The following is a 24,496-nucleotide window of genomic DNA, read 5'->3' on the forward strand; positions in this document are numbered from 1 at the left end:
GCAAATGCACACTGGGTATTTCCTTCTCAAAATATTATAGAACCTGCAAAACAAAAGGGAACAAATATCAATCAAAATTTAACTGGAGAAAGTGCAGGTAGGTATGCTGTAAGGTTAGCTGGTTATAGCTATGTAAATGATGAAACTACAGTATTTGAAAGGTTTGAAAAGTATAAAGGGGATAGTCGCTTTTACTTAATAAAATAAACGTAATTTTTGAGTATAATTGTGCAATTCGTCAGAACAGTATCTGACTAATAACACTAAAATGTTGCCTATATAAGTATTCCGTATCGCCAATTCAATTCATTTTCCAGGAATTATTGCACTTTCAATCGATGCTATACGTAGACTTGCAAAATTTTTATATCTATTATATAGTTGACGTACTATTGTATTAAAGGGTGAACTTTTTGTTAATTGTAGAATTCTAATCTAAATCAACGTAATAGCTTAATTTTGTTAAACAAACCTCCTATATAGGGGTGTTATTTGTTATGAAAAAAAGCAAGATTAGAATTAGTTAGCTTCGTATAAACATTTGGCGCGACTAATTTTAGTCGCGCTTTTTTCTATTCGTTGATCTAGACAATTTTAATTTTTTACTTATTAAAATTGAGAGGACGAATCTACAATGCAAAAACAATTACAACAAATTACAGCTGATATGCAGCTTGAAGAAAATTACTACACATTAGAAAAAGCTCTACTTGATTTATATTTCCATAAAAATTGCACAACTAAATCTTTAGCTCATACGACAGGCTTACCAATACCAATCGTTTCAGCAATGAAGAAAGAATTCGCAAAGCGAGGATGGGGCAAACATAGCTTAACGAAAAAGGGTCAGCTTGCTATCTCGCAATATTTTCAACTCTTAGGTGCTGATACTAAACTCTACCTTCAATTAACGACTGATGATGCATTTCGTACGGAATGGATTACACAAAATATAAGCGAATTAAGCACGATTTATGACGCTAGACCTACAGCTGATGTAGCAATTGATCAATCAAAATGTACAGTTGAGACAGCCATAAAACGTGCATTGCTCGCACTAGACTATACGATGCTACTCAATAAGGGAATTTTGTGTTTAGGCGATGATGATTTCATCAGTATTGCACTAGCGTTTTTACTAAAGAAAATCGCTCCTCATTCCACAACTAAAATTGTTGTGTTAGATATTGATAGGCGAATTTTATATACGATTAACAAAATAGCTGAGGACTATGAGCTTCCGATTAAAACAGATTATTATAACGTTCAGGAGCCTTTGCCTAAAAAATACGCCCATCAGTTTGATTGCGTATACACAGATACCCCGTATACCTTGATTGGCTCACAGCTTTTTTTATCTCGTGCAATTAACGCACTAAAGCCAGAAGCAATGCGGCATGTATTTTTTTCCTACGCTAAGCGAAGCTACCAAAAGCAGTCGCAAATACAGCAAAGCTTATGTGCTATGGGTTTTGTTATTGACAGTATTAAATACGATATAAACACCTATGAAGGTTCACAAATTTTAGGCGCCAAAAGTCAATTATTCGTATTACAAACAACAGAGCAAATGATTCCCTATATTACTAATCAGCGTAAATTTACGCAACCAATTTACACAGGAGAAATTGAACGGAAATCTGTGGTTTATCAGTGTACCCATTGTCAGCACTCAATTACTGTCGGCGTTGGACATCAATACACCACTATTGCTCAGCTTCAATCCAGTGGTTGCCCGAGTTGTAAAAATAATAAGTTTTCACAAATTAAGAGAACAGTAGATAAGACACAATCCCAGCATACATTAGGACATCAAATTTTATTAGAGTTGCATGATTGCGATGTTGAATTACTCAATGACGTGCAACAAATTAAATCGATTATGTGTCAAGCTGCCCTTAAAGCAAAGGCAACGATTGTGACCGAACACTTCCATCATTTTTCACCTTACGGGGTTAGCGGTGTAGTCATTATTCAAGAATCACATTTAACGATTCATACGTGGCCAGAGTACGGTTATACGGCAATAGATGTTTTCACTTGTAACAGTAAATTAGCTCTACAAGAGGCTGTTCAATTTATTACTGCGCAATTTAATGCAGGAATTGCCACACAGCATTACGTGCATCGGGGTAAATAGAAAAAATGGAGGGGCTGTCCTATAAGCCCTTAAAATGAAACAGGAGAAGAAAAACAAGTTTTTTTCTTTTCCTGTTTTCGATTAAAACTATAACAGTTCTATTTGGTGTCGTAACTTTAGAGTTGTGACATTGCTTATAATATATCTAATTTGGATGTGTAATGTGATGTGATACACTTAAACTAACGGGTTCTTTACTAAATTATTTAAAAAATAAAGAAAGGAGAATTACATGAAAAGCTTTAGTGAAGCCGAAATTGAAAAATAATTAAAATATACTTATGAGAATGTTATCCCACTTGAAGAAGTATTGGGTAATTGTTTTACATGTGGTGAACTTCTTAGTGAAGTAGAGTTGCCTGAAGGTCTTTAATGTACAAGGCAAAGTAAAAACAAAATTCACAGAAAAACCTAAAAAAAGGTAGGTGTAAGTATTATTGTGAGATTCGTTAGCAATATGTATATACGCCTTGATGACTTTGGTATTTGTTTTATCTAGTTTACATAATATATCTTATAGGAACTTACAATGGAATCAATATTATTAATCTCATAATTAAAGTTTACTCCTGATATTGAGACGGAAACAAAAAACGCTATAAAATATTTTTAATTTTATAGCGCTGAAATTATTATTTTCCTATATACATAGCATTTGGTCTAAAAATAGTATTATTACTCATTTGTTCGATTGCATGTGCACACCAACCAACTATTCTACTTGAGCTAAAAATCGCTGTAAATAACATTGGATTAATATTTAATGCTTTCATAATCGCTGCTGCATAATATTCTACATTGGTATATAGATTTTGGTTTGGTTTAACTTCTTTTAATATCTCTATTGTTTTTAGTTCCGTTTCAAATGCTAATTCAACCCATTCTGGTAATTGATCAAGTTGTGAAATTGTGTATTTTAATGCTTCAGCTCGTGGATCGATTGTTTTATATACTCTGTGACCAAATCCCATAATTCGCTCTTTGTTTCTTAATTTTTTGTGAATTATTTCACATATATTATCTTTTGTTTCAATTTCTTCCAATAGTTCAATCACTCCAGATGGTGCGCCGCCATGTAATGGGCCTTTCATGGTTCCAATTGCACTAGTAATTGCGGATACTAAATCACTTTCTGTTGAAATTGTCACCCTTGCTGCAAATGTAGATGCATTTAAACCGTGTTCCATTGTCAATATTAGGTAAGTTTCTAGTATTTTTGCGTGAATATGGTTTGTCTCTTCATTTAGCATATAAATTAAATTCTCCACATGATTTAATGATTTATCAGGTTTCAAAAATGGTAGATGGTTCATTCTACGATACTGGTAGGATATAATTGTAGGAATGACTGCAATTAGCCTTAACGCAGATTCTTCTATTTCAACACCATGCTTTATGTGATGAGACGAAATGAGTGTTCTCAGTACATCCATGATTTCCATATCAATCGGTAGTTCAAGAAGGATTCTCTCCATATAATCTGGAAGAGAGCGATAATCCTTTAATTTTGATTCAAACTCCTCTTTTGTAATTGGGTCAGGAAATTCCTCGTATAAAAGAAAATATGCAACTTCCTCAAAAGAGTAACCTTCTACTAATTGTTGAATTTCCTTACCACGATAGCTTAATCGACCTTGGTCTCCATCAATGTTACTCAGCTTTGTTTGTACTGCTGTAACATTTTTTAATCCTGGTTGAAACATTTTGACCACTCCCTCTTCCCTTTGCTTACATTATAATAAAGTAAAAACATTATTAAAATTTAATATTTTTTAATATAATAATAAATAATTCTTATTAATTGAGGTGCTAGATGGATATTAAGAATCTAAAAACATTTATCCTTGCAGCAGAATATGAAAATTATCGTCAGGTGGCTGAAAAATTATATTTAACACAGCCAGCAATTACCTTTCAAATAAAGCAGTTAGAGAAAGAATTGGGTGGACAATTATTTCATAAAGATGGTAGAAATATTGTTTTAACGGAGTTTGGTAGAATGTTTTATCACGAGGCTTCAGAGATTATCTCGCAATTTGAAAAAAGTCTTCACAGAATGAATCAATTTAAACAAGGGTATCATAAGCTACTTCGAATTGCTATTTCACCATTACTTGCCGATACAATTTTACCTACTATTTTGCATAAATATATGGCCACACACCCGAATGTTGAATTTACTATTCAAGTGATGGAATCAAGGCTAATTTCACAGCAAATAGAAAATGGTGATGTTGATGTAGGGCTATCAAGCCTACCAGGGTCTAGTCTTATTAAAACAATTCAATTTCATGAGGAAAATGTTGTTTTAGTAATGCGTCATGACGGGTACGATGCTGAATCTGGCCCTATTTTAGATGGCTTGGGAATATTAGAAGAACATATATTGTTTACCGATAACCATCCTTACTACTGGGGAAAGCTAAAAGAACAACTCCTTTTAAAGATTCCCTCCCTTCGAATGATGAAAGTCAATCAAACGTACGTTACAAAACGATTTGTACTGGAAGGTATGGGGGTTAGCTTTCTCCCTCTATCAAGTATTAATAAGGAGATAATTGAAGGTAGATTATTAGAAATACCTGTTCACTTTATTGAAACGCCTCGAGCTGGCATGTATTTTTTATATAAAAACAACCATCAATTTGATCCGGAGCTAATGAATTTTATCGCTTCCTTCCACTTTAGCTAGTTATCTTGTACAATCAAGATAAATTTTCACAATTATAGTAAACTAAAAATAACTAAAATGATAGATTTCAGATGAGGTGTGTTCATGCAAAAATATTCTCGTTATATAGGTATAGTTTTAATGCTTTTCATCATAGCTGGCTGTACTTCAAATAAACAATCTAACATCTCTCTAGCCAATGACACATCTATTGAATTAACTATTTCAGCGGCTGTTAGTCTTAAGGAGTCCTTAGAAATTATCCAGAAGAAGTATGAAGCAGACAACCCACACGTTAAATTAAAATTTAATTATGGAAGTTCAGGTTCCCTTCAACAGCAAATATCGCAAGGTGCTCCCGTTGATCTATTTTTCTCGGCAGCTAACGATAAGTTTCAAAAACTCATCACCGAAGGCATAATTACACCGGATGACGGTACTACTCTCTTATTCAACGAACTTGTAGTAATCACGCCAAAAGAAAATGCATATCCGATTAAAAGCTTAACTGATTTAGTACATAAGGAAATTGATCATATTTCTATCGGTACTCCAGAGACGGTTCCAGCTGGGAAATATGCTAAGGAAGCCCTTGAAAAAAGTGGCTTGTGGAACGATTTAGAGCCTAAACTAGTATTTGCTAAAGATGTCCGCCAAGTATTATCATATGTAGAGACAGCTAATGTGGAAGCAGGTATAGTCTATAAAACAGATGCACTTATTTCTGACAAAATTGCAATCATTGATACAATTGATTCAACTACCCACATTCCTATTGAGTATCCTGTAGGAATTGTTAAGCATTCCCAAAACTATGAAGCTGCCAAACAATTTTTAAACTATTTACAAAGTATAGAAGCAATTGAGGTCTTTGAGGAATATGGATTTATTACACAGTAGCTTGTTAACCGATGAATTTTGGAGTCCTATCTGGCAGTCACTAAAAATTTCAACTGTTTCTGGCATTATCGTTATAGTGTTAGGTACATTGATAGGGAAATATTTTAGTCGAAAACAAATTAAAGGAATGTCCATTTTAGAAACTATCATTATGCTCCCTATTGTTCTCCCCCCTACTGTTGTCGGATTTTTACTTATTGTAGTCTTTGGTAGAAACAGTTTAATGGGTAGAATAATAGAATGGATTTTTAATCAACCGGTAATCTTTACATGGTGGGCTGCAGTCATTGCTTCTGCAATAGTTGCGTTTCCATTGATGTATCAGTCTGCAAAAGCAGCATTCCAAAGCGTAAATAGTGATATTGAAGCTGCTGCAAGGCTGGATGGAGCAAATGAATGGAGAGTGTTTCTCTTTATATCTATTCCCCTTGCTTCCAGGGTACTAATATCGGGATGTATCTTAAGCTTTGCTCGTGCTTTAGGAGAATTCGGAGCAACGTTAATGTTTGCTGGCAATATCCCTGGTAAGACACAGACTGTTCCGACAGCAATTTATATTGCAATGGATTCAGGTAATACAAATCTTGCTTGGGCTTGGGTAATATCAATTATGGTAATATCGTTCGTCATGCTATTATTTGTTCGTTCTAGGCAATTCCAATAGAAATTAAGTCTGCTAATGAACTATTTCTCAAAAATAGAAGAAAATAGCCTTATTTTCCATAGAAACTGGGAAATAAGGCTTTTTACAATGTTTCATTAACGGCCAGTGAGGCAATTCATTATAGCCTCACTGAATTAGTTATAGAGGGTGCTGGTACAATTGGTTTCATATTATTCAAATAGTTTTATTTTAGTAATCGCATTTTACTGGAATATTTTTTCGTTTATAGAAATAAATTATAATGAAATTTTATGGAGTCAATTAGGGAGGAATATTATGAGAGACATAAACCAATCTGAGGATATCATGGGAATCGGTCAACAAGACGTTTTCCAACCTTATGTTACAGAAGATGGTTGGACCGTAGTTACACCCGGTGCAGAGTCAGGACGTCGACAAGCACAAGGCAAGAAAGTTTATGCCTGGTCACAGGTTGAGGTTCAACTCCATTCAAAGGAGGACCTAGACGTATGCATTGCCCACTTGAAGGAGTCAGATCGTCGATTTGAAAAATCCATGGGACTGGTCGATAGCATCGTACAAGGGCAATACTGTTCGATTTGGCGTTGAATGGTATGATAAAGACTTCTTTGAAGAGCGAAAAGAGGCATATCTAAACCCTAAACATACTGTAATGTATTCTCATTTTGGTGCAACAGTTAACGATTTCGCCGTGGTTCATTACCTGACCAAAGAAGATGGAACAATTGTAAGTAAGGCATAAAATATTAATTAATTCTATCTCAAAACAGACTTTTCATTTTTTCATGTAACAATATTTTTTGTTCTTTTAACTAAGACCGCTAGTGCTTCAGATGGATACTTACCTGATAAGAATTTAATAAACGGCACTTTCGCTTATCATGTCATTATCTGTTCCTTCTAAGAGATTCCAATAGAATATAAGTCGGTTGATGGACTTATTCTCCAAAAATAGAAAAAAAGCCTTAATTTTCCATTTAAACCAGGAAATAAGGCTTTTTTCAATGTTTCATTAATAGCTATTTAAGCATTAATTGTAGTATAACTACTACACGACAAAAGATCCCTCAATACTACATTGCCATTCCAAAGCACAACGCATCCTCTTTCATCGCCTCTGATAAATTCTTTCGTAAGTCTTTTAACCATTCTGGCTCATTGTCCCACTGATCTTGTACGGATATTTTTACTCGAGCATATCCGTACAAATTAGCAAATCGTCTGCAAGCAGGTATTAGTGACATCATATCATCAGAGATCTCGAACTCAGTACGATATCCATCCAAAAAGTATTGTTTTTTCTGCTGATACATTTCTGGATGTACACAATCTTGTAAACTAGTAAGTGATTGCTCAATATCCATTACATACCAGTGATACATCGAATCATCAAAATCAATAATATTACAAGATTTAGTATTCTCATCATAGAATACATTGTCATATTCAAAGTCATAATGAATCAATCCAAAGGTCTTTTTTGTCATTGGAATATCAGCAAAATAATCTTGTAATAGCTTAGTTTCCCTCAAAGCCGATTCTTCATTTGGAAAATCAACTAGAATAGTATAAATCCAATTTAACACATCATTGTATGACCATCGTTTGTATTTACTGGGATTATACTCACTAGATAATTGATGAAGCTTCCCTAAAGCTTTTCCATAGCAGAAAATAATATCCTCGCTTAAGTCCGTTAAATTGAGTTGCTTCCCTGCTACACGTTTAAATACAGAGGCATAATATTCGCCCCATGGTGTTCGTGTTTCGACAAGCTCCTTCCCATTTTTGGATACAACCGTTTCCAAAACTCCATATTGTTTGGAACGTAGATAAGTAATAAAATCGAGTTCTGCTAAAATATTATCTCCGTTTTTCTCTGTTTTTGGAGAAAATCTTAAAAGCTGCGTCTTGCCATGGACCTGAAAAGGATAAATAGCATTTGACGATATTCTGTAGTACTTAAACATATCAAGAGACTGATTATCATATTCCCAGTTTCTTAACAGCATTTCGGCTAAATCCACATTATTAAAGAGATATTTTAATTTCAACATAAACAGACAACTCCCTATTTGCTTTTTTAATAATCAACGTTCGATGTGATCTTTGTTACCAGCTAATAATTTTGTAACTACTAACTTACTTTGTCTGAAATAGCATACTTCCCTCCAGTTATAAATTTTAGAAGAATAACTGGAAATTTTTTTATGAGAGTCTCTTGCTCATAGGAATTTAAATAATAAAAAAGCCACAGGGTAAATAATATAACCCTGTGGCTGATACGTTCTGTTGCAAAAAGCGGATGCTGCCATTGCCATAAACTAATTATTTATAAATCAAAAATTAAAATAGATTCTTCCGTATGAGTGAGAGGCAATACAATTAATTTCCAAGGTTATCTTCATTAAATTAGTCATTGCTTAATCTCACTCCCTTCACAAATTATAGGAATATTATACCATTTAAACAATTCATAATTCAATAGCATATCCAGTAAAATTTATAATTTTAATAAAAATTAGACAGTACTCTATGTATACAACTCTTGTAGAATATAAAGAAACGTTATGTATCAATATTATTCCAGTGATTTCTTTACACTAATATCATTTTTTCTACAATTACCTCACCATTCGCTGTCTTCACAACAACATCGAAATTTTCGTGGAAAGGATGCATAAATACATCATATTGATTTCTGCGCTCATTATGAGATTGTTTTAAATAATTTATATCCATTCCCCTGTATTTTATATCGCGAACACTTCTTCGCTCATATTCCGTATGACTATCCGTATAAAAATATATAGTGATATCAAATATACTAGGTTTTATGAAAGCAACACTCATTCCTTCTACAATAGTTACTTTTTTCTTAGACGTAAGTAACGTACTCGCGCTCCAATGAGTTCCTATCGTATATAAATCCATTCCTTCCTTCAACATCATCACATCCCTTTCTAAGGACAGTAAATGATGGGCAGCTGGATGACATGCAGTCATTTTATAGCGATACCTTTGATTATTATATTCATAATCTATTAAGGTATTTTTCCTAACAGCTGAATCAATAATGTATGGGTCTGTGTTAAGGTAATTTACATTATTTTCCCCAAATACTTCGATAAGCTTTTTTGCGAAGGTTGTTTTTCCGGATGCACCATGACCAGATATACCAATCATGATTCTATGACTAGTATTATCCACTTTATCTACTATCTCTTTTATTAGCCTCTCCATAAATTCCTCCATTGTACCATTTATTATTTTCTTCGATATCCCTTTACCTAACCTATTAACGACTTAACAGTTATGCCATTATAGTTAAATATAATAACAAAACCTACGATTCGTATGTAAGTAAATAAGAACATCATTTCCATTGAAGCGTTACAGTAGTTTTCTTATTGTAGCATATAATTCTAATTATTTTCACTACATAAAAATAACATGCAGAGTTCAATAAGAATATTAAAACTCTGCATGCTTCCGTTTTTCTTAGTCTATATTAATTTGCTCAAGGGGTCTCTTTGCAGGCCCTTCTACTACTTCACCAGTATAAGAAAATCTTGACCCATGACATGGGCAGTCCCAAGTTCTTTCACCAGAATTCCATTCTACCTCACAGCCCATATGGGTGCAGGTCGTATCTAGAGCATATACTTTATTATCCTTATCCTTATAGACACCAGCTCGTTTACCATTGATACGTGTTATGGTTGCTTCATCTGCTGATAAATCTCTTATATTATTTTCGGTAAATTCTAGTTTACCTTTAATTAAATGCTTTGCCACATCTGCATTAATCGATGCAAATTTACGCAGAGAAGGATCTGGCTGAAAACGTGCAGGTGTAAAAAGTTCTCCATAAGGATTATCTTGACCCATTATTTTCTCAGAAAACATTTTGGCCGCAATGGTACCGTTTGTCATCCCCCATTTACGGAATCCTGTTGCTACATAAATATTATCTTGTTCAGATGTGATACTTCCGATATAAGGTACCTTATCTAAAGTTGTTAAATCCTGGGCTGACCAGCGATATACTATTTCTTCAATTCCTATATTGCTCTCGGCATAATCACGTAATGCTTCATAGTGCTCAATAGTCGATTTTCCTTGACCAGTTTTATGGTTATCACCAATAACTAACCATACCTCTTCCCCATTTATATTTACAGAACGAATGGAACGAGTTGGTTGTTCTGCCGTAATATACATTCCACCTGGATATTTTTTCTGGGACTTTATAGCTAACACATAGGCTCTTTCCGCATACATTCTTGTTGGATAAAAGCCTAATCCATCATAAAAAGGATAATGTGAAGCAACTAGAACGTATTTACTTACAATTCGTTTACCATCTCTCGTAATGATAGCAGGGTGCTTATTATACTCAATATCTACTGCCGTTGTATTTTCATAAAATTGCACACCGTTCTTGATACTTTCCTCTACTAAAGTAGTTAAGTATTTGAGTGGATGGTATTGAGCCTGGTCTTTCATAATCAAAGCCTTTTTGTATGGAACTTCTAAAGGTATATTGTCTGTTAATTCTCCTTCAATCCCTAAATCATCATAGGCTTTTTTTTCATTTTCTAATTGCATTATGTAATCATTCGAATTAGTAAAAACAATTGCATCCTGTTTCTCATAATCACAATCAATTCCAAGATCATTTATCGTATTTTCTATAAAGCTCCTTGCAGTCATTTGTGCTTCATAATACAATTTCGCTTTTTCTTTTCCGAAATGCTGAATCAGTTCATCATAGATTAAATCATGTTGAGCCGTTATTTTTGCAGTAGTATGTCCCGTAGTACCATTAAGAATAACTCCAGCATCAATTAATGCTACCTTTTTATTCTGTTTAGAAAGTAAATACGCTGCGGTTATGCCTACAATACCGCCTCCAACTATCCCCACATCAACTTGAATATCTTCATCTAGCTTGGAAAAATGCGGAAAATCTATGCCGTCACGCCAATAAGGCTCTGGATATTGTGGCAATTCTTTTGATTGAGCCATTTTTCTTCACTCCTAATCCATGAATGTCATTATGCTGCTTTCCAATGTCATTTTCAGTATTTCCAATAGTTCTAGTATTTATTGACATTTCATTGATAAATCTCAGGAGAATTACTAATAATTATCCGCCCGTAAAACGGGCGGTTTTAGTTTCGCCCTATAAGGGCACTTTGCCAACGAGGCCCCTAAAGGGGCTTTTTGAATTGACCGTCAACCGTTTATCTTCCTATACTTCTTTAAATGGATCGACGTATTCTCGTTTACTCATATTGTCTCGCAAACGATCCTCTGATTCTTGCTCTCGAATGTATTTAGCTATTGTTTTTTCATTGAGCCCTACCGTACTTACGTAATATCCTTTAGCCCAAAAAGTTCTATTCCCATGACTATATTTTAAGTTTGCATGTCTATCATGGATCATTAAAGAACTTTTACCTTTTAGATACCCCATGAAGTACGATACTGACATCTTTGGTGGAATTTTCACTAACATATGAATGTGATCTGGCATTGCATGTGCTTCTATGATTTCTACATCTTTCATCTCACATAAACGTCTTAAAATCGCCCCGATGTCTTTCCTTAACTTACCATATACTACTTTCCTTCTGTATTTTGGTATAAAGACTATATGATACTTACAATTCCATCGGGTGTGTGATAAACTATTGTCACTCGACATGAGTAGATCTCCTCTCGTTTTTTAGATTTGGTTTGACGGCCATCTCTATTATACGATTGGAGATTCTTTTGTTACATCCCTAGAAGGTTTATTTTCACACAGGCATAGCCTGTGGTTTTAAAAGCATTAATAAAAAAACCTTGATTCAACAAGGTTTTTACATTTAGTAGTTTTGTGTCATTGGTAACAAATCTTAGCTATTGTAAGCCATCAAAATTATTTTCTATCGAATGCTTTTGGTGGTGATTCCAGCCAGCCTTTATCAATTAAGATATTTGCAGCATCATCGACAAATAATCCAACGTTAATCATCGCTCTTCCATATAATGCAGCTATATCTCTTCTTCCATTTACCGCCAATGCGTTCCCAAATGACCGCATCTTTATAGAGAACATGTCGAATTTATGATATACCATTATTTTATCCGAAAAAGGAGAATAAGTGGATGTTGTTACCAAATGGTCTATGTATGAAGGTGTTTGTAAGTTTTCAACATGAAGCTTTTCACTAAATTGCTTCACTGCCTTATCAGTCATTTCTAAGCCTCGTTTAAACAAAGCCTTTATCTTTTCGTCTTTAACGGTCTGATAAAATCCTAATAATAAAGCTTTACTTGTTGTGTTATTTTCAATGTTATCGTATAGATGAACAATCTCCATGGCATGTAGTGGTCTGACATCTCCAAACCAACCGTTTAAGTAGTTTTGGTTTTTTATAAAATCATTTTTCTCAGGTGTTGGAATGATTGGAGGCATTACAGTGTATTTCTTGCCATATAAAATATTATTAATTTGCCCCAAAAGGATAGATGTACATTGATTTGCATAAATGAAAAATTCTCTTATATCCTCCCTTATTACCAACGGGATTGCCACTGCATATATGCTCATACCACCCTTAGCTACATATTTTAAATAATGTACATAAAATTCATCTTCGTACAAACGCGGGGCACCAAGATTTACATCCTCTTGAGTAAAACCTGCTGGTATAGGGAAATTTTCATCCTCTAGAAATTTTCCAACCCTTTGCAAAAAGTCCTTACTTAATGCTAAGGCATTCTCCAATAACTTCTTAATATACTCATCCTCACACTGTTGAAGAAAATAAGAGAGGATTTGACTTGACATACTATTTCCAACATAAGTAGTCCATAATTTACCCATTTCAATAACTGTTAAAGGTTGTGATTCATCCTGTTCTCTTGTACTCAAACTAAGTGGTTTCATAACATGAAATGGATTTAATTCTTTATCGGCGTATTCCATAAGACAACCTCCTATTCCATTCGTCACAGAATAATATGCCCGGAACAGGAAAAATTTATGAATGAGCAATCCGTACATTACGTCAATTGATAAGTCTCTTCTCAATAAAGAGGGTCTTTGAAAATTATTTTCTTTCATAGTTTTTTCAATGATGTTCGTATCAAGAGTATTGCTAATTCGGAATGAAGTAAAGTCTATAATGAACAAACAAATGTAATAGACTAATATCTATTACATAAATATACCAATTATAGTTCATCTGACTTTATTGGTAAGGTATTTTTACTATAAACAATTACATATAAAATCTAAAATCTATAAATAATAATTCAGACGTCCAAACAGATTAATAATCTTTACATAGTTTATAGTAGCCGTATCCTACAGCGGCATCATATGGATCACCTCCAAAAAAGCGTATGTCTTTGTACATACGCTTTTATTCATAGGGTATAAATCTATTAGACAAACATGGATTTTCTATTATTTTACACGTTTATCTACTTCATAAAATAAGTATTTACATAATGTAATAGTGGATAGATTAGAATATCCAATTTATGAGCAGGGGGTGTTAATATGCATGGCTCAGGAATGGGATTTGCTTTAATTGTAGTATTGTTCATTTTGCTTATCATTGTAGGTACTTCTTATACGGGAGGTGGCTATTAATTATTTCTAATTTATAATCAATAATCCGCTTATGTAAGAAAGAACTCCAAATCATTTTGTGGAGGTGAATGTATATATGTGGTATGGATCAGGCGGTAATTATGGTGGAGCATCATATGGTGGTGGTAGTTCCTTCGCATTAATCGTTGTATTGTTTATTTTGCTTATTATTGTAGGAGCCTCATATTGGTCATATTGAGTGAACATCCCTCTCAAAAGGACAGATACTTCTGTCCTTTTGTTTAACCCACAAAGAAAGGAAGTGGAAAAATGAACCCAATGATGAGATATCGAGGCGAACCTGTTGAAGTAAGAATGCGTGACGGAAGGGTATATCGTGGAGTAATTGGTGGAGATCCTCCTAGAGGCGGGTTCTTTTTAATATCAGGCTTTAGAAGAAGATTTGTACCATTTGCAGCAGTTATTTTTGTCTTTTCGTTTCGCTTTAGAAGACGTATATTTTAATCAAACTCAAAAGCCCTTCTCATTCGGAGGGGCTTTTGTTACTCTGACCGGTTTAATAAGTGACATTAGATATAACTTTACATTAACCCTAGTAATTTTCCTATTATTAATGTATGTCTAAGTAACTCTTATGACTTTAAATGAATAGAGTATCTTTTCAAATATGATTTCATAGAAAATATTAAAAACTATTAGCTAATATAGTTTAATAAGTTTTCCACCCTCTCTTTGACTGTAATTGGTAATGGCTGATTTAGTGCTTCCCATAAAAGTTCAGGGTGACTAACTCCTATATTTCTAAAGTAATTTTCAATAAGAATAGCTTTTTCCTGCCTTCCAGGAATCAACCAGTATAAGATATACCAATCTTCAAGTGAACAGAGTGGAATTTCTACCCCATTAATTTTTTTGTGTGCTACAACCGATTCCTTATTAAACGGCAATTTATAAATACCTTCATCATGTTCAATAGCAAACCCACCCATTACATCTATATTAATGTTATCGATACTATATTTTGAGAAATAAACAGTTTTATATGGAGCATAATGGATCACTTCATTAGCTCTGGCAATATTAGACAATAATTCATTTAATTGCTCAGCATTCTGTTCATCTACTAAAATATCGATGTCATTAGGCCGATCGATTAATTGATAAAAACTTAAAAGTAGAGATCCGCCCACTCCCCAAGAAATGTTGGTTTTATTTATTTCTTTACCGATAATAGATAAAGTGTTTAACAATAAGATTCTCCTAACGTTTACTAATATTTCAGTTTTATTACTATCTACATTTGTAAGTAATTTATGTATTGATTATTCTACGCTTCTATCCCAATTGTTTAATACCGAGTGCATGATTTCTTGAGGGTAATGCCCTTAATATCTTATCCACTCAAAGTAAGATTGCATTTTCCTAAAAAGTGCTGTATCAATCCATTATAACGTAATATAGTTATATAGAATCCTATTGCTACTGCTCTACTTTTGTACCTGCTATTAAATCTCCCAAATGACGTTTATCTTTTCTGAATAACCCCATGTATATCAATATTAACCCAAGCAGGGTACCACTATTCATGATGATAATCGAGGTTATCGAAAAATCATTGTACATCCCATGAATAACACCGATATGTCCTAGCTGCCAAGGTAAAAACTTGATGATATTCCTAATCAAACTTGAACTAAAATTACGGTTTTTGTAAGTCAGTTTCAGCCCGGATACTCTTTTTCCTACAGTTCCATTTTTGAAGTAATCTAAATATGAAAATACAAAGATAATTGGTATGACTGAAGTAAATGTGGCTAGCAATTGGGTCTGCAGTTCTGTATATTCTGGGAACTCCTCTAACAAGAAGAAAATGAATCCTAGATTGATAATTAACAATAGAAATAAGTATGCGAGTATGACTAGATAATCAACAAGTAATTCTTTTAATCTACTTTTTAATGGAATATTATTCATGAGGCACCTCGCAATCTACTTCCAACAATAACCAGGTAGTAATCTCTTCATACTTATGGAAACTCTATGCACCTTTCGCCCAGTTCAAGAAAATTTATTATAGACTACTCATTTTGCTGTTCATATATTATACTGTATACACAAAAAGATGGGAGGTATATCTGTATGAATGACAAAAAAGCCGTCTTAGATAACGGTCCTTTTTTCCATGGTACGAAAGCAGAACTAAAAATTGGCGATCTATTAGAACCACAACATTTATCAAATTATCAAGATAAAAAATCTAACTATATCTATTTTACTGCAACATTAGATGCTGCTAAATGGGGTGCCGAATTAGCAAAATCTAATTTAAAAGAAAGAATTTATATCGTAGAACCATTAGGTGACTTTGAAAATGATCCGAACCTAACAGACAAGAAATTTCCGGGAAACCCAACACGTTCTTATCGGTCTAAATCTCCATTGAAAATAGTAGCTGAATTAGGTTCATGGGAAAGACATTCCGATGATGAAATAAATCATATGCTTACCTCGTTAAAAGCGTTACGTGAACAAGGTAAGGCTGTAATATACGATTAGTACCTAAATATCTATTTGATAACGATGAAGGAACCAAAAATCACTTTGCTTTTGCAACTGGTTTTTGGTTTTGCTTTTTTGTACGATACCCATAATCGTCAGCTTTACAAAATCTTGACAAATTCATTCGAACTATACACTTTTCCAATGTCTTGTGTGCTAGCTTAGTATTTTAAAGATAGATCATAGCAAAAAAGGACCCATCATATGTAGTGGCCCTTTACTTTATTTAAAATGCTTCTATAGCGGAATAACTGTAAATCTAATAAAGATTTTAAAAGCTGCGTTTCCCTGGCCAAGCTCCTTGCATTTTACTTAGGAATACGATTTGCCCAATATGATATGCGTCATGCATTGCTAAACTCTTCAGTTCAAGCACTAATGAATGATCTTCTCCTGGGACTTGTCTATACAAATCTTCATGTTCTGATTTTGCTAGGAGTTTTTCAAGTTCACGATGAACATAAACGTACTCTTGTTTCGTTTTTATCCAATTTTCTAGCGTTTCAGAAGGTAACTGAAATGTAGCATCATTATTTTCTGCCTTTGGTTCATTCACTGTTTCACCAAGAAACCGCATCAGAAATCTCTTTTCATAGAAAAGTAAATGACAAACTATTTCCCAAATGGAATTCAATTCCTCAACCGGCTTCCAAATCGCCTGTTCAAGAGTAATATCCTCTAGTACTTTTTCCAGTGGCGGAAACCAATCTTCTTCATCTAAGCAGCTTGCCCATTGCTGTAACAAAAGTGTCTTTACATCCATTTTCTATCCCCTCCAATTTATTCCCTTTAATTGATAGTCACTTTGGTCAAAGCTTCCTTTGTGACATGTAGTTCTGAAATTCCTAACAAACATTATCCAACTACTACTCTGTTAATCGAATAACCGTCAACTAAATACTAACACAATATTCAAAACATTCACCATAAAAAATAAAGGATCATTAATTTATTGATCCTTTATTTCGATTCTGATCTTGTTAGTGAAAAACCTATCCCCCTCGGATTATTAAACACCAAATTGTTTTAAATGATGATCAAGGTGCTTATAAATTCCTTTTCCCCATTGCTCGGAAGTAAGTTTACCGAAAAAAGGATGTGGATGAGTTGTACACTTCTCTGGACCATTTTTTTGAAATTCGATAATTTTTTGTTTTAGTTTTTCCTTTTCTGTTTCAAATTCTTTTTCATCTACAATCAAAATGGTTGGGATTGTGGACATATTTTGGGCTAATTGCTTATCGTTATAAAAAATTGGTTTCACAAATGGTCCAATTAATATTCCTAGCCAACCTCTCGAAGGAAAAGCATTTCCCATTGCAATGACTTGAAAGGATGAGCAATGTGCCAGCATTTGAGCAACATCCATTTTACCCCATTGGCGTTTTGAATCTGGACTTAATTTGTTAATTCGGTCTAGAATTTCCTCTGTATGCAATTGATTAAAGATACTTTTCATGTGCTTCCCCCTTTACCAATCTTCCTCTACATCCCCACAAAATTCTATAGACTCTTTTCCACTTCTTAGATAGAAATTCCCCTTCAAAATATCACAAAAATTATAACATAATATACCAAATTTCAATTACTTTTTAAAAATATTGCATCCTTTAGCAGAATAATAAAATAGGCTCTAATTTATCAAGGTCTTATAGTAATTCTCAACTTTATGGAACAATTCTCCTATCAAAAATACCTTCCATTAGTGCTTTGTACTTGTTTTTATCGAACATTTATAAACAGTGTCTCCAAAAGACCGAATGTCGTTGAGATAATCATATCCTTCAGATGAACCATATCGATTGAACATTCTTACTGCTACTACGTTTACATCTGGAATGACGAGTAGAGCTACATTTGTGTATCCGAGTAATTGATAGGAACCTTTTGGTACTTTATCGCCTATTTGGTTAAAGGAATGGTTCGTTTCTTTTACAAACCATAAAAATCCATTCTTTTGTATCGGAAGTCTCGGGTTAGGAGTCTGAATGGATGTTGCCATTTGAATGATTTCTCTAGGAATTAGCTGTTTTTCTCCCCATTTCCCTTCTTTTAAATGAAGGTAGCCCCATAAAGCAAGCTCTTTTGCAGACACATACATATTCATTCCAGAACCATCTACTACATCCGTCTCAGTCCAAAAAATGTTATCCGCATCTCGAATCGTATTTGCAATTTTTGAATGAGGCTGACTCATCTTAATCCATTCTGTCGATTGAAATCCAAGTGGTTCAATGACCTGCTCTTTTACAATATCAGCAACGGAATATCCCGTTGTTTTTTTGATAATCGTTGTTAACAACTCAATACTAGGACCTCTATATGCCCAAGATTCACCTGGTTTGTACTCACTTACTAGTTTACCATCAGCTATTTTAAGTCCATGTGTGTGGGTTAATAAGTGACGAATGGTTACACCTTTATATGCAGGTAAATGAGAGTCTTCAACAAACCGTTGAATCGGATCATTAATGGAAAAGTATCCATGATAAATAGCGTAAGCAGCAGCAAAACCGATATAAGCCTTTCTTACTGATGCAATGTGAAATTGAGTATCTGCTTTAACATCTCGAGAATGTTTAGCTAGCGACTGTTTACCAAAATAAGACTCTGTTACGATTTTGTCGTTATGGATAATAAATAGAGCGGCACCACTCGCCCCCAGCTTTTCAGCACTTTCCTTTACATGAGTATGTACTTCTTCAAACAAGTTTGTATAATCTTTTTTTAATAGCAATTTATCCACTCTCCTTTGAAAAATAAAAAATGCCCCCAATATGATTGGAGGCACTGTGCAACATAACTGTTTTTAACCATTAAGGACACCAACATAAGCTATCTCACTTATGTCACCTGTATAACTATTGTGAGTGTAGCATACTCAAATAATTTTAGCAATACTCTATTATATTTATACAATTCAGTTACTAATACTTCAACTTTCCCATTCCTTTCTAGAATAACCTTAGCAAAATAAGCTATAACAAGTCGTCAATTATCACACCATTGCTTAATAAATTCATTTTCTCTCATTGTTTTTATCTATTTTCTCTTCAAGTTTTTATTCGTTGATTTTTTTCGACAAATTCAAAAAAAATCTTCTTAACCTCTATAAAAATACGGCATTATATTTCAAAAAGATAATTACAATCCCAAGAACCAATTATTAGTGTACAACCATCGGCAGATTAATTTCTTCTTTAAATTGATATAGTTATCTGTAATATTTTAATAGGTTTTGATGAAATAAAAGTGCTTTTGTGCTAGATAACATGTCTATTCTTGTCTAATATATCTGAATACACTATTAAGAGGTAACTGGAAAGAGAGGTGATATAAGTGAACAGAAGAAGTAACGATTTTACAGGTTCCGAAAGCAATGATACAGAATTTGATTTAGATGATTTTTTTGAATCAGTTACAGATTCAAAGATTCATAGGACAATAAAAAGGCATAGAGATAGTAGTCATAGTAATATGAGAGGAAGGCATAAGCCATCTTGCCAGCAGCTTGCCAATATTATTGGTGGGGAGGTAGTAACTGCAGATCCTGTCTGTGTTATTATGCGACTCAGAAATATTAGAGCAACTATTTTAGGTCGTCGCACCCGCTCCCCATTAGCTCTTCCATTTATGTTATCCTTTGAAGATAATGGTCTAAACCTAGGTGAATCTGTAGTCCTACAAAGAGAAGTCAATCCAATGATCCATGCATTACAAAGAAGAGGAATTATCGTGACAGCATTTCATAACCACTGGTTGTTTGAAGAACCTCGTCTAATGTATTTACATTGGGAGGATGTAAGAATGAGTCCTGCTGAATTTGCGAGGGCAAGTAGAGCAGCCGCAAGAGAAGCAAGACTTTTTTAAGTAGCAAGCCAGTTGAGAAATTTTTAGTAACTGTCACAAATGGATATATCTCAGCTTAACTATTCCTTAATTAATATTTGAAAACTCATGGTTAAAGTCCCATATGACTTTAACCATACTTATTTTTAAATCAATTTTTAGCTACTTTTTATTTTTTATTAAATATTTTCTTTTAAGAGGATTTAGCATATGATATTACCCAATTGCTTCCTTAATGAAATACTTGGCGTATCTCACTCATTGAACCTTATAACTACATATACCAGAGCAAAGCATATTTCATTTTCATACCTTGTTTACTTTCCTTGTTTACAACCACCCATTTATCGTTTAACTTAAACACCTCTATAACAATGTTTGTCCCATCTGCCTTTTTAAAAAGAATGTATCCCTGATTACCCTTAATAAAAGTAACAGGGGCTATTACATTTTTATAAGGATTATAAGGGGTACTTATTTCGGTAGTTAGCTCATTTTCTATGATTTCGGTTACAATATCTGAAAGAGATTTGTATTCCTTTTGTTTTTCTGATTTGAACGTCAATTGCTCGTAATTAAGTTTTTTAAAGGAATTTAAGTTTAATTTATATGTTTGTATTATATCTGAAATAACTTCCTCATAAAAATCTGTTATTTTCCTTTCCCATACATCCCCTTCATGGATGAATTTAATTACTCTAACTTTGTCCACATCGACTTCCAGTATTATTATTTCTTTACCATAAGGAGGATTATGAGCTTCATCAAAGGTATTTACTTGAATCTTGACTGTAAAACTGAATTCACTCTCTTCTTCCCTTGATATATCGAGGATTTTTATGTCATGTAAACCATAAGACTTATGATATCCATAATAATGTTCTATGCTTCCTGATATGTACGGGTTCAATAAAGTAACCAAAGTGTCGAGCAATAATCTATTATCGATTATATTTTTTTCGGCATTAGTGCTATTTGGCTGGAAAAGCATGATCAACAACCAAATTGATAGTACAAGGAAAAACTTTCTTGTCATAGCAACCACCTAAACTATTTTAGGTTTAGATTTACCCTTACAGAAAAATATAGCCTTTATTTTGATTACCAAATTCTTTCACAATTAAATACTCTTGAATTTGGCTTTGATTGCTGAATAAATATCCTCGTTAGCTTTATACCTACTATCTAGATACTAAATTGAAAGGAAGTGCGTAGCAACGCTTATTTTACATGGAATCAATTTTGTTTATTTTTTACTTCCTGAACCAAAGCCAATTATATATCCATCTAAGTCATTAATTGAAAATTCCTTCCAAACACCCCAATCAAATTCTGATAATTTAGGTTCTGAAGCGATAATTGCACCATTGGATTTAAATTCATCATACAATGCATCAAGTTCATCGTGTGTCTTCACATAAGCGTATGTATTCCAAATGCCTTTATTGGGTCTAACATCATCTAACGCTTTTGCCTGGATTAATTTAAACCCTAATCTAAAATCGTCCCGAACTGCCCATTGCTCATTTACTTCGCATCCTAACGCATTTTCGTAGTATTTCTTAGATTTCTCTTAATCTGATACCAAAAGTACTGTAAGTGACTTTTCAATTTTTCCCTTTTCCATAATAATTTTATCTCTCCTATTTAATGCATTATTATAAATAACTCTATCCAGTGATATTAAAATCCTTCTTCAATAAAACTCCCTGTTTGTTCCTTAAATGCGCACCTTAACATTAACACAATATTGCAAAAATATTACCTAAAAAGGAGCGATCATCAACGATCACCTTGTTAAAGCAAAGCATCGGTTCATAAAAAATACCTATTAAGTGAGTTAAAATCTTTCTATACTTTAATCTAAATTTAATAATTCCGAAATGATTTTAGCACTCCCTGGAGAAAACATAAATATAGAGAAGGCAATACATAAAATCCCTATAAATACCAAACTAATTTTTTTATTTCCACGTAGCCCCTTAAAAACTAATAATATTCCCACAAATAATATTAAGAAATACCAAAAGCCCATAATTTCACCCCGTATTAACATGACGTATCCTTAGTACTCTTGCACCATTTAAATAAATCCTTTCAATCAAAAATGTTGTTAAATCAACGATTTTTTTCAATCCTGTTTAGGCCTATTTAACACCCTATGTGAAATTCCCTATTTCAGTTACTATATCTATATAATCTACATATATAGATATTCTATGTATATAGTGATACAAAGTAATTCCTTAAAAAATTCAACCTAATATGTGCAATTATTTAAAATACTTATTAACTTAAACAAATAACTACATAAAAGAAAAAATTGTTCTAGATAAAAAGCTACAGCCAAGTCGAATAACCAACTGTAAACTTGAAATATTATTATTGCAACAGCTAAAGAAGGACCAAAATAACAACTCTTATTAAAAATGACTTCATTAAATCCAGTATAATAAAACTTGGATTTCCATCTCTATCAATGTAATCGATCGTATAAATTATATTGTCCAATGTTCTATTTAATTTTTTTAATTCCTCTAAAGTTTGCTTCTCCGTATCTTGATCCATCACTAATAGTCCTTCATTATAGTTCCTTTTCCATTAACCTGCTCTTTTAGTTTAATAACTGGTACAATTACTTTTCTTTGAAGTGATTCTCCTTCTGTTTCAGTAGAATAATTCACAGTTATTCCTTAATCCTGTTTATTACTCAATAACGCTTCCATTTTCTTTTCTAATTCTTCAATTCTGGCATCCTGTTTGATAAGAATTGTAATTAGCACCGCTAATACCAATGCAATAAAAATAATTAAAACCCATATATTTTCTACAATAAGACCGAAAAAGAAAAATGCAAAAATCCAACAAATAACGATACAAACCAATAATGTACCAATAAATTCTTTCAATTATAATACCTCTCTCATATCATAAATAATGTCTTATAGAAAATTACCATTCCTATTGTAATTTCTTATTAGACAAACCAGTCCTATTAATACTATAACTTTTACATAGAGTCGATAATATATAGGAAAACCACACCTGTATGCAATAAATTTTATATCTCACACCTACAATTCAACCGTTTTACGGATTCTTCCATTCAACGAAGTTAGAAAGGTTATGTGGCATACGCATTTAATATATCATAAGCTATTTTAGTTTTTTAGAAAAAATCTTGAAAACTATTAGCTGGTTTAGCTTTATAAACTTTCTATAACCTCACATTCCAGTGTTATACCAGTAGATAACCCCTACCACATAATAAATTATGACAGTAACTGGAACCACAAGGCTTAGTAAAATAAGTTTTTTCTTCACTTTATTCTCCTTTAAGGCATTTAGGTGAATTGCAACTGTAATGATAGATACTATAATCGTAGCTTCGAATAAGAATGTTGTTACTTTGTAAATTGGTTCATTGACAATAAAACTATAAATAACAGCTATTAAAATAAACACAGTTGTTAGATATGCAAAATTAGTATTAGTTATCAATTTTTTCACTATTTACCATCCTCCTATATAATATCAACCATTCTGAACTGTTGGTGCAATAACCTAGTTTATCTTATAAAGCCGGTGCATTCGTTGGTTTAAGAAGGAAAGTATTCCATAGGTTCCTTACAATGAACATAACCATTTTTCTTGTAATAATTGATTGCTTCATCACTTGGCCATACAATTACAAATTCGTATTTATTCTCTTTAATCCATTTATTTATTGAACTTAATACGTTACTTCCTACGCCTAGACTTCTATATTCAGGAATCGTATACACGTTGGTCATATATGCAAATGGATGAGTAATTCTACCAGGTCTTGGTACTTTATGTATTAATTCTATGTATATATGTGAAATGATTTTCCCCTTATCCTCTGCAACCCAAATAAACCACTGATTACTATTTAGTGCATTTTCTAAAAATATTTGACATTCCTTTTCAAACTCTTCATAAGACTCGTCCTTTTTGCTCTCATCAAATTCGATGGTATTATCCCATCTCATTTTTATTAACTGATGAATGTCCTTTGTCTCTGCAAATCTAATATTCACTTATTTCACCTCCTAAGCCAAAAAAATTTATTTCACGCTAATCAATACTGAACCT

General features: G+C 33.1%; 25 protein-coding genes and 1 pseudogene. 10 read left to right on the forward strand and 16 right to left on the reverse strand.

All coding sequences use genetic code 11. The annotated features are described in order from the left end of the window. Window positions 1-634 precede the first annotated feature (634 nt). Window positions 635-2,140, forward strand: a complete 1,506-nt coding sequence (speD, locus tag KI338_RS04690) for an adenosylmethionine decarboxylase (protein ID WP_212919792.1) — start codon at window positions 635-637, stop codon at window positions 2,138-2,140. A gap of 632 nt (window positions 2,141-2,772) precedes the next feature. On the opposite strand, the gene KI338_RS04695 is transcribed toward speD, so the two are convergent. Further along, complete coding sequence (locus KI338_RS04695) at window positions 2,773-3,843, reverse strand: citrate/2-methylcitrate synthase (RefSeq protein WP_212919793.1); 1,071 nt, start codon at window positions 3,841-3,843, stop codon at window positions 2,773-2,775. Window positions 3,844-3,953: 110 nt separating this feature from the next. Here KI338_RS04695 and KI338_RS04700 point away from each other — a divergent pair, with 110 nt between their 5' ends. The 4 genes from KI338_RS04700 to KI338_RS04715 all read left to right on the forward strand — a co-directional run bounded on the left by KI338_RS04700 (window position 3,954) and on the right by KI338_RS04715 (window position 6,945). Beyond that, window positions 3,954-4,832, forward strand: a complete 879-nt coding sequence (locus tag KI338_RS04700; RefSeq protein ID WP_212919794.1) for a LysR family transcriptional regulator — start codon at window positions 3,954-3,956, stop codon at window positions 4,830-4,832. Window positions 4,833-4,916: 84 nt separating this feature from the next. Further along, window positions 4,917-5,711 (forward strand): molybdate ABC transporter substrate-binding protein, encoded by a 795-nt coding sequence (gene modA / locus KI338_RS04705; RefSeq protein ID WP_212919795.1) that lies wholly within the window; start codon window positions 4,917-4,919, stop codon window positions 5,709-5,711. Then, on the forward strand, window positions 5,692-6,375 hold the full coding sequence (modB, locus tag KI338_RS04710) for a molybdate ABC transporter permease subunit (protein WP_212919796.1): 684 nt from the start codon (window positions 5,692-5,694) through the stop codon (window positions 6,373-6,375). Before modA ends, modB begins: the two co-directional genes overlap by 20 nt. 276 nt (window positions 6,376-6,651) lie before the next feature. After that, a complete protein-coding gene (locus KI338_RS04715) occupies window positions 6,652-6,945 on the forward strand; it encodes a hypothetical protein (protein ID WP_212919797.1) in 294 nt (97 codons plus the stop codon). Between the two features lie 485 nt (window positions 6,946-7,430). On the opposite strand, the gene KI338_RS04720 is transcribed toward KI338_RS04715, so the two are convergent. The 5 genes from KI338_RS04720 to KI338_RS04740 form a co-directional block, all read right to left on the reverse strand. After that, the gene (locus tag KI338_RS04720) at window positions 7,431-8,414 is read right to left on the reverse strand and encodes a phosphotransferase enzyme family protein (RefSeq protein WP_212919798.1); all 984 of its coding nucleotides are present in this window, start codon (window positions 8,412-8,414) and stop codon (window positions 7,431-7,433) included. 541 nt (window positions 8,415-8,955) lie between these two features. Next, the gene (locus KI338_RS04725) at window positions 8,956-9,600 is read right to left on the reverse strand and encodes a uridine kinase family protein (protein ID WP_212919799.1); all 645 of its coding nucleotides are present in this window, start codon (window positions 9,598-9,600) and stop codon (window positions 8,956-8,958) included. Between the two features lie 258 nt (window positions 9,601-9,858). Beyond that, entirely contained in the window at window positions 9,859-11,388 is a 1,530-nt protein-coding gene (locus KI338_RS04730) for an FAD-dependent oxidoreductase (protein WP_212919800.1), read from the reverse strand. Window positions 11,389-11,614: 226 nt separating this feature from the next. Continuing rightward, window positions 11,615-12,070 carry an IS200/IS605 family transposase gene (tnpA, locus tag KI338_RS04735; protein ID WP_212919801.1) on the reverse strand — a complete coding sequence of 152 codons (456 nt, stop codon included), beginning with the start codon at window positions 12,068-12,070 and terminating at the stop codon, window positions 11,615-11,617. A 216-nt stretch (window positions 12,071-12,286) separates the two neighbouring features. Next, entirely contained in the window at window positions 12,287-13,339 is a 1,053-nt protein-coding gene (locus KI338_RS04740; protein ID WP_212919802.1) for a DUF3231 family protein, read from the reverse strand. A gap of 594 nt (window positions 13,340-13,933) precedes the next feature. Here KI338_RS04740 and KI338_RS04745 point away from each other — a divergent pair. From KI338_RS04745 to KI338_RS04755, 3 genes are all read left to right on the forward strand, one after another. After that, window positions 13,934-14,011, forward strand: coding sequence for a YjcZ family sporulation protein (locus tag KI338_RS04745; RefSeq protein ID WP_244853401.1), 78 nt, complete (start codon window positions 13,934-13,936; stop codon window positions 14,009-14,011). A 76-nt stretch (window positions 14,012-14,087) separates the two neighbouring features. Then, entirely contained in the window at window positions 14,088-14,210 is a 123-nt protein-coding gene (locus KI338_RS04750) for a YjcZ family sporulation protein (RefSeq protein ID WP_212919804.1), read from the forward strand. A 71-nt stretch (window positions 14,211-14,281) separates the two neighbouring features. Beyond that, window positions 14,282-14,476 carry a hypothetical protein gene (locus KI338_RS04755; protein WP_212919805.1) on the forward strand — a complete coding sequence of 65 codons (195 nt, stop codon included), beginning with the start codon at window positions 14,282-14,284 and terminating at the stop codon, window positions 14,474-14,476. A 191-nt stretch (window positions 14,477-14,667) separates the two neighbouring features. Here the strand turns inward: KI338_RS04755 and KI338_RS04760 are convergent, their stop codons facing one another. Beyond that, window positions 14,668-15,222 carry a nucleotidyltransferase domain-containing protein gene (locus tag KI338_RS04760; protein WP_244853340.1) on the reverse strand — a complete coding sequence of 185 codons (555 nt, stop codon included), beginning with the start codon at window positions 15,220-15,222 and terminating at the stop codon, window positions 14,668-14,670. A gap of 229 nt (window positions 15,223-15,451) precedes the next feature. Beyond that, the gene (locus tag KI338_RS04765; protein WP_212919806.1) at window positions 15,452-15,946 is read right to left on the reverse strand and encodes an RDD family protein; all 495 of its coding nucleotides are present in this window, start codon (window positions 15,944-15,946) and stop codon (window positions 15,452-15,454) included. 165 nt (window positions 15,947-16,111) lie between these two features. Here KI338_RS04765 and arr point away from each other — a divergent pair, with 165 nt between their 5' ends. Then, window positions 16,112-16,528, forward strand: coding sequence for an NAD(+)--rifampin ADP-ribosyltransferase (arr, locus tag KI338_RS04770; protein ID WP_212919807.1), 417 nt, complete (start codon window positions 16,112-16,114; stop codon window positions 16,526-16,528). A gap of 274 nt (window positions 16,529-16,802) precedes the next feature. On the opposite strand, the gene KI338_RS04775 is transcribed toward arr, so the two are convergent. The 3 genes from KI338_RS04775 to KI338_RS04785 all read right to left on the reverse strand — a co-directional run bounded on the left by KI338_RS04775 (window position 16,803) and on the right by KI338_RS04785 (window position 19,268). Continuing rightward, window positions 16,803-17,294: a DinB family protein gene (locus tag KI338_RS04775; RefSeq protein WP_212919808.1), complete on the reverse strand. Its 492-nt coding sequence runs from the start codon at window positions 17,292-17,294 to the stop codon at window positions 16,803-16,805. 246 nt (window positions 17,295-17,540) lie between these two features. After that, complete coding sequence (locus tag KI338_RS04780) at window positions 17,541-17,990, reverse strand: DUF1569 domain-containing protein (RefSeq protein WP_212919809.1); 450 nt, start codon at window positions 17,988-17,990, stop codon at window positions 17,541-17,543. A 243-nt stretch (window positions 17,991-18,233) separates the two neighbouring features. Next, window positions 18,234-19,268, reverse strand: coding sequence for a serine hydrolase domain-containing protein (locus KI338_RS04785; protein ID WP_212919810.1), 1,035 nt, complete (start codon window positions 19,266-19,268; stop codon window positions 18,234-18,236). A 602-nt stretch (window positions 19,269-19,870) separates the two neighbouring features. Between KI338_RS04785 and KI338_RS04790 the strand changes: the two genes are divergently transcribed. Further along, window positions 19,871-20,401 carry a DUF1259 domain-containing protein gene (locus tag KI338_RS04790; protein ID WP_306345296.1) on the forward strand — a complete coding sequence of 177 codons (531 nt, stop codon included), beginning with the start codon at window positions 19,871-19,873 and terminating at the stop codon, window positions 20,399-20,401. Window positions 20,402-20,654: 253 nt separating this feature from the next. On the opposite strand, the gene KI338_RS04795 is transcribed toward KI338_RS04790, so the two are convergent. From KI338_RS04795 to KI338_RS04815, 5 genes and pseudogenes are all read right to left on the reverse strand, one after another. Beyond that, window positions 20,655-21,416 (reverse strand): DUF3888 domain-containing protein, encoded by a 762-nt coding sequence (locus tag KI338_RS04795; RefSeq protein WP_212919811.1) that lies wholly within the window; start codon window positions 21,414-21,416, stop codon window positions 20,655-20,657. Window positions 21,417-21,626: 210 nt separating this feature from the next. After that, a pseudogene (locus KI338_RS17920) lies at window positions 21,627-21,941 on the reverse strand (VOC family protein); the annotation flags it as partial. Between the two features lie 1,132 nt (window positions 21,942-23,073). Next, entirely contained in the window at window positions 23,074-23,289 is a 216-nt protein-coding gene (locus KI338_RS04805) for a hypothetical protein (protein ID WP_212919812.1), read from the reverse strand. Window positions 23,290-23,605: 316 nt separating this feature from the next. After that, window positions 23,606-23,890, reverse strand: coding sequence for a hypothetical protein (locus tag KI338_RS04810; protein WP_212919813.1), 285 nt, complete (start codon window positions 23,888-23,890; stop codon window positions 23,606-23,608). Window positions 23,891-23,979: 89 nt separating this feature from the next. Then, window positions 23,980-24,441, reverse strand: a complete 462-nt coding sequence (locus KI338_RS04815) for a GNAT family N-acetyltransferase (RefSeq protein WP_212919814.1) — start codon at window positions 24,439-24,441, stop codon at window positions 23,980-23,982. Between the last annotated feature and the right edge of the window lie 55 nt (window positions 24,442-24,496).

The organism is Ornithinibacillus bavariensis (genome assembly GCF_018333235.1).
GTDB lineage: Bacteria > Bacillota > Bacilli > Bacillales > Amphibacillaceae > Ornithinibacillus > Ornithinibacillus bavariensis.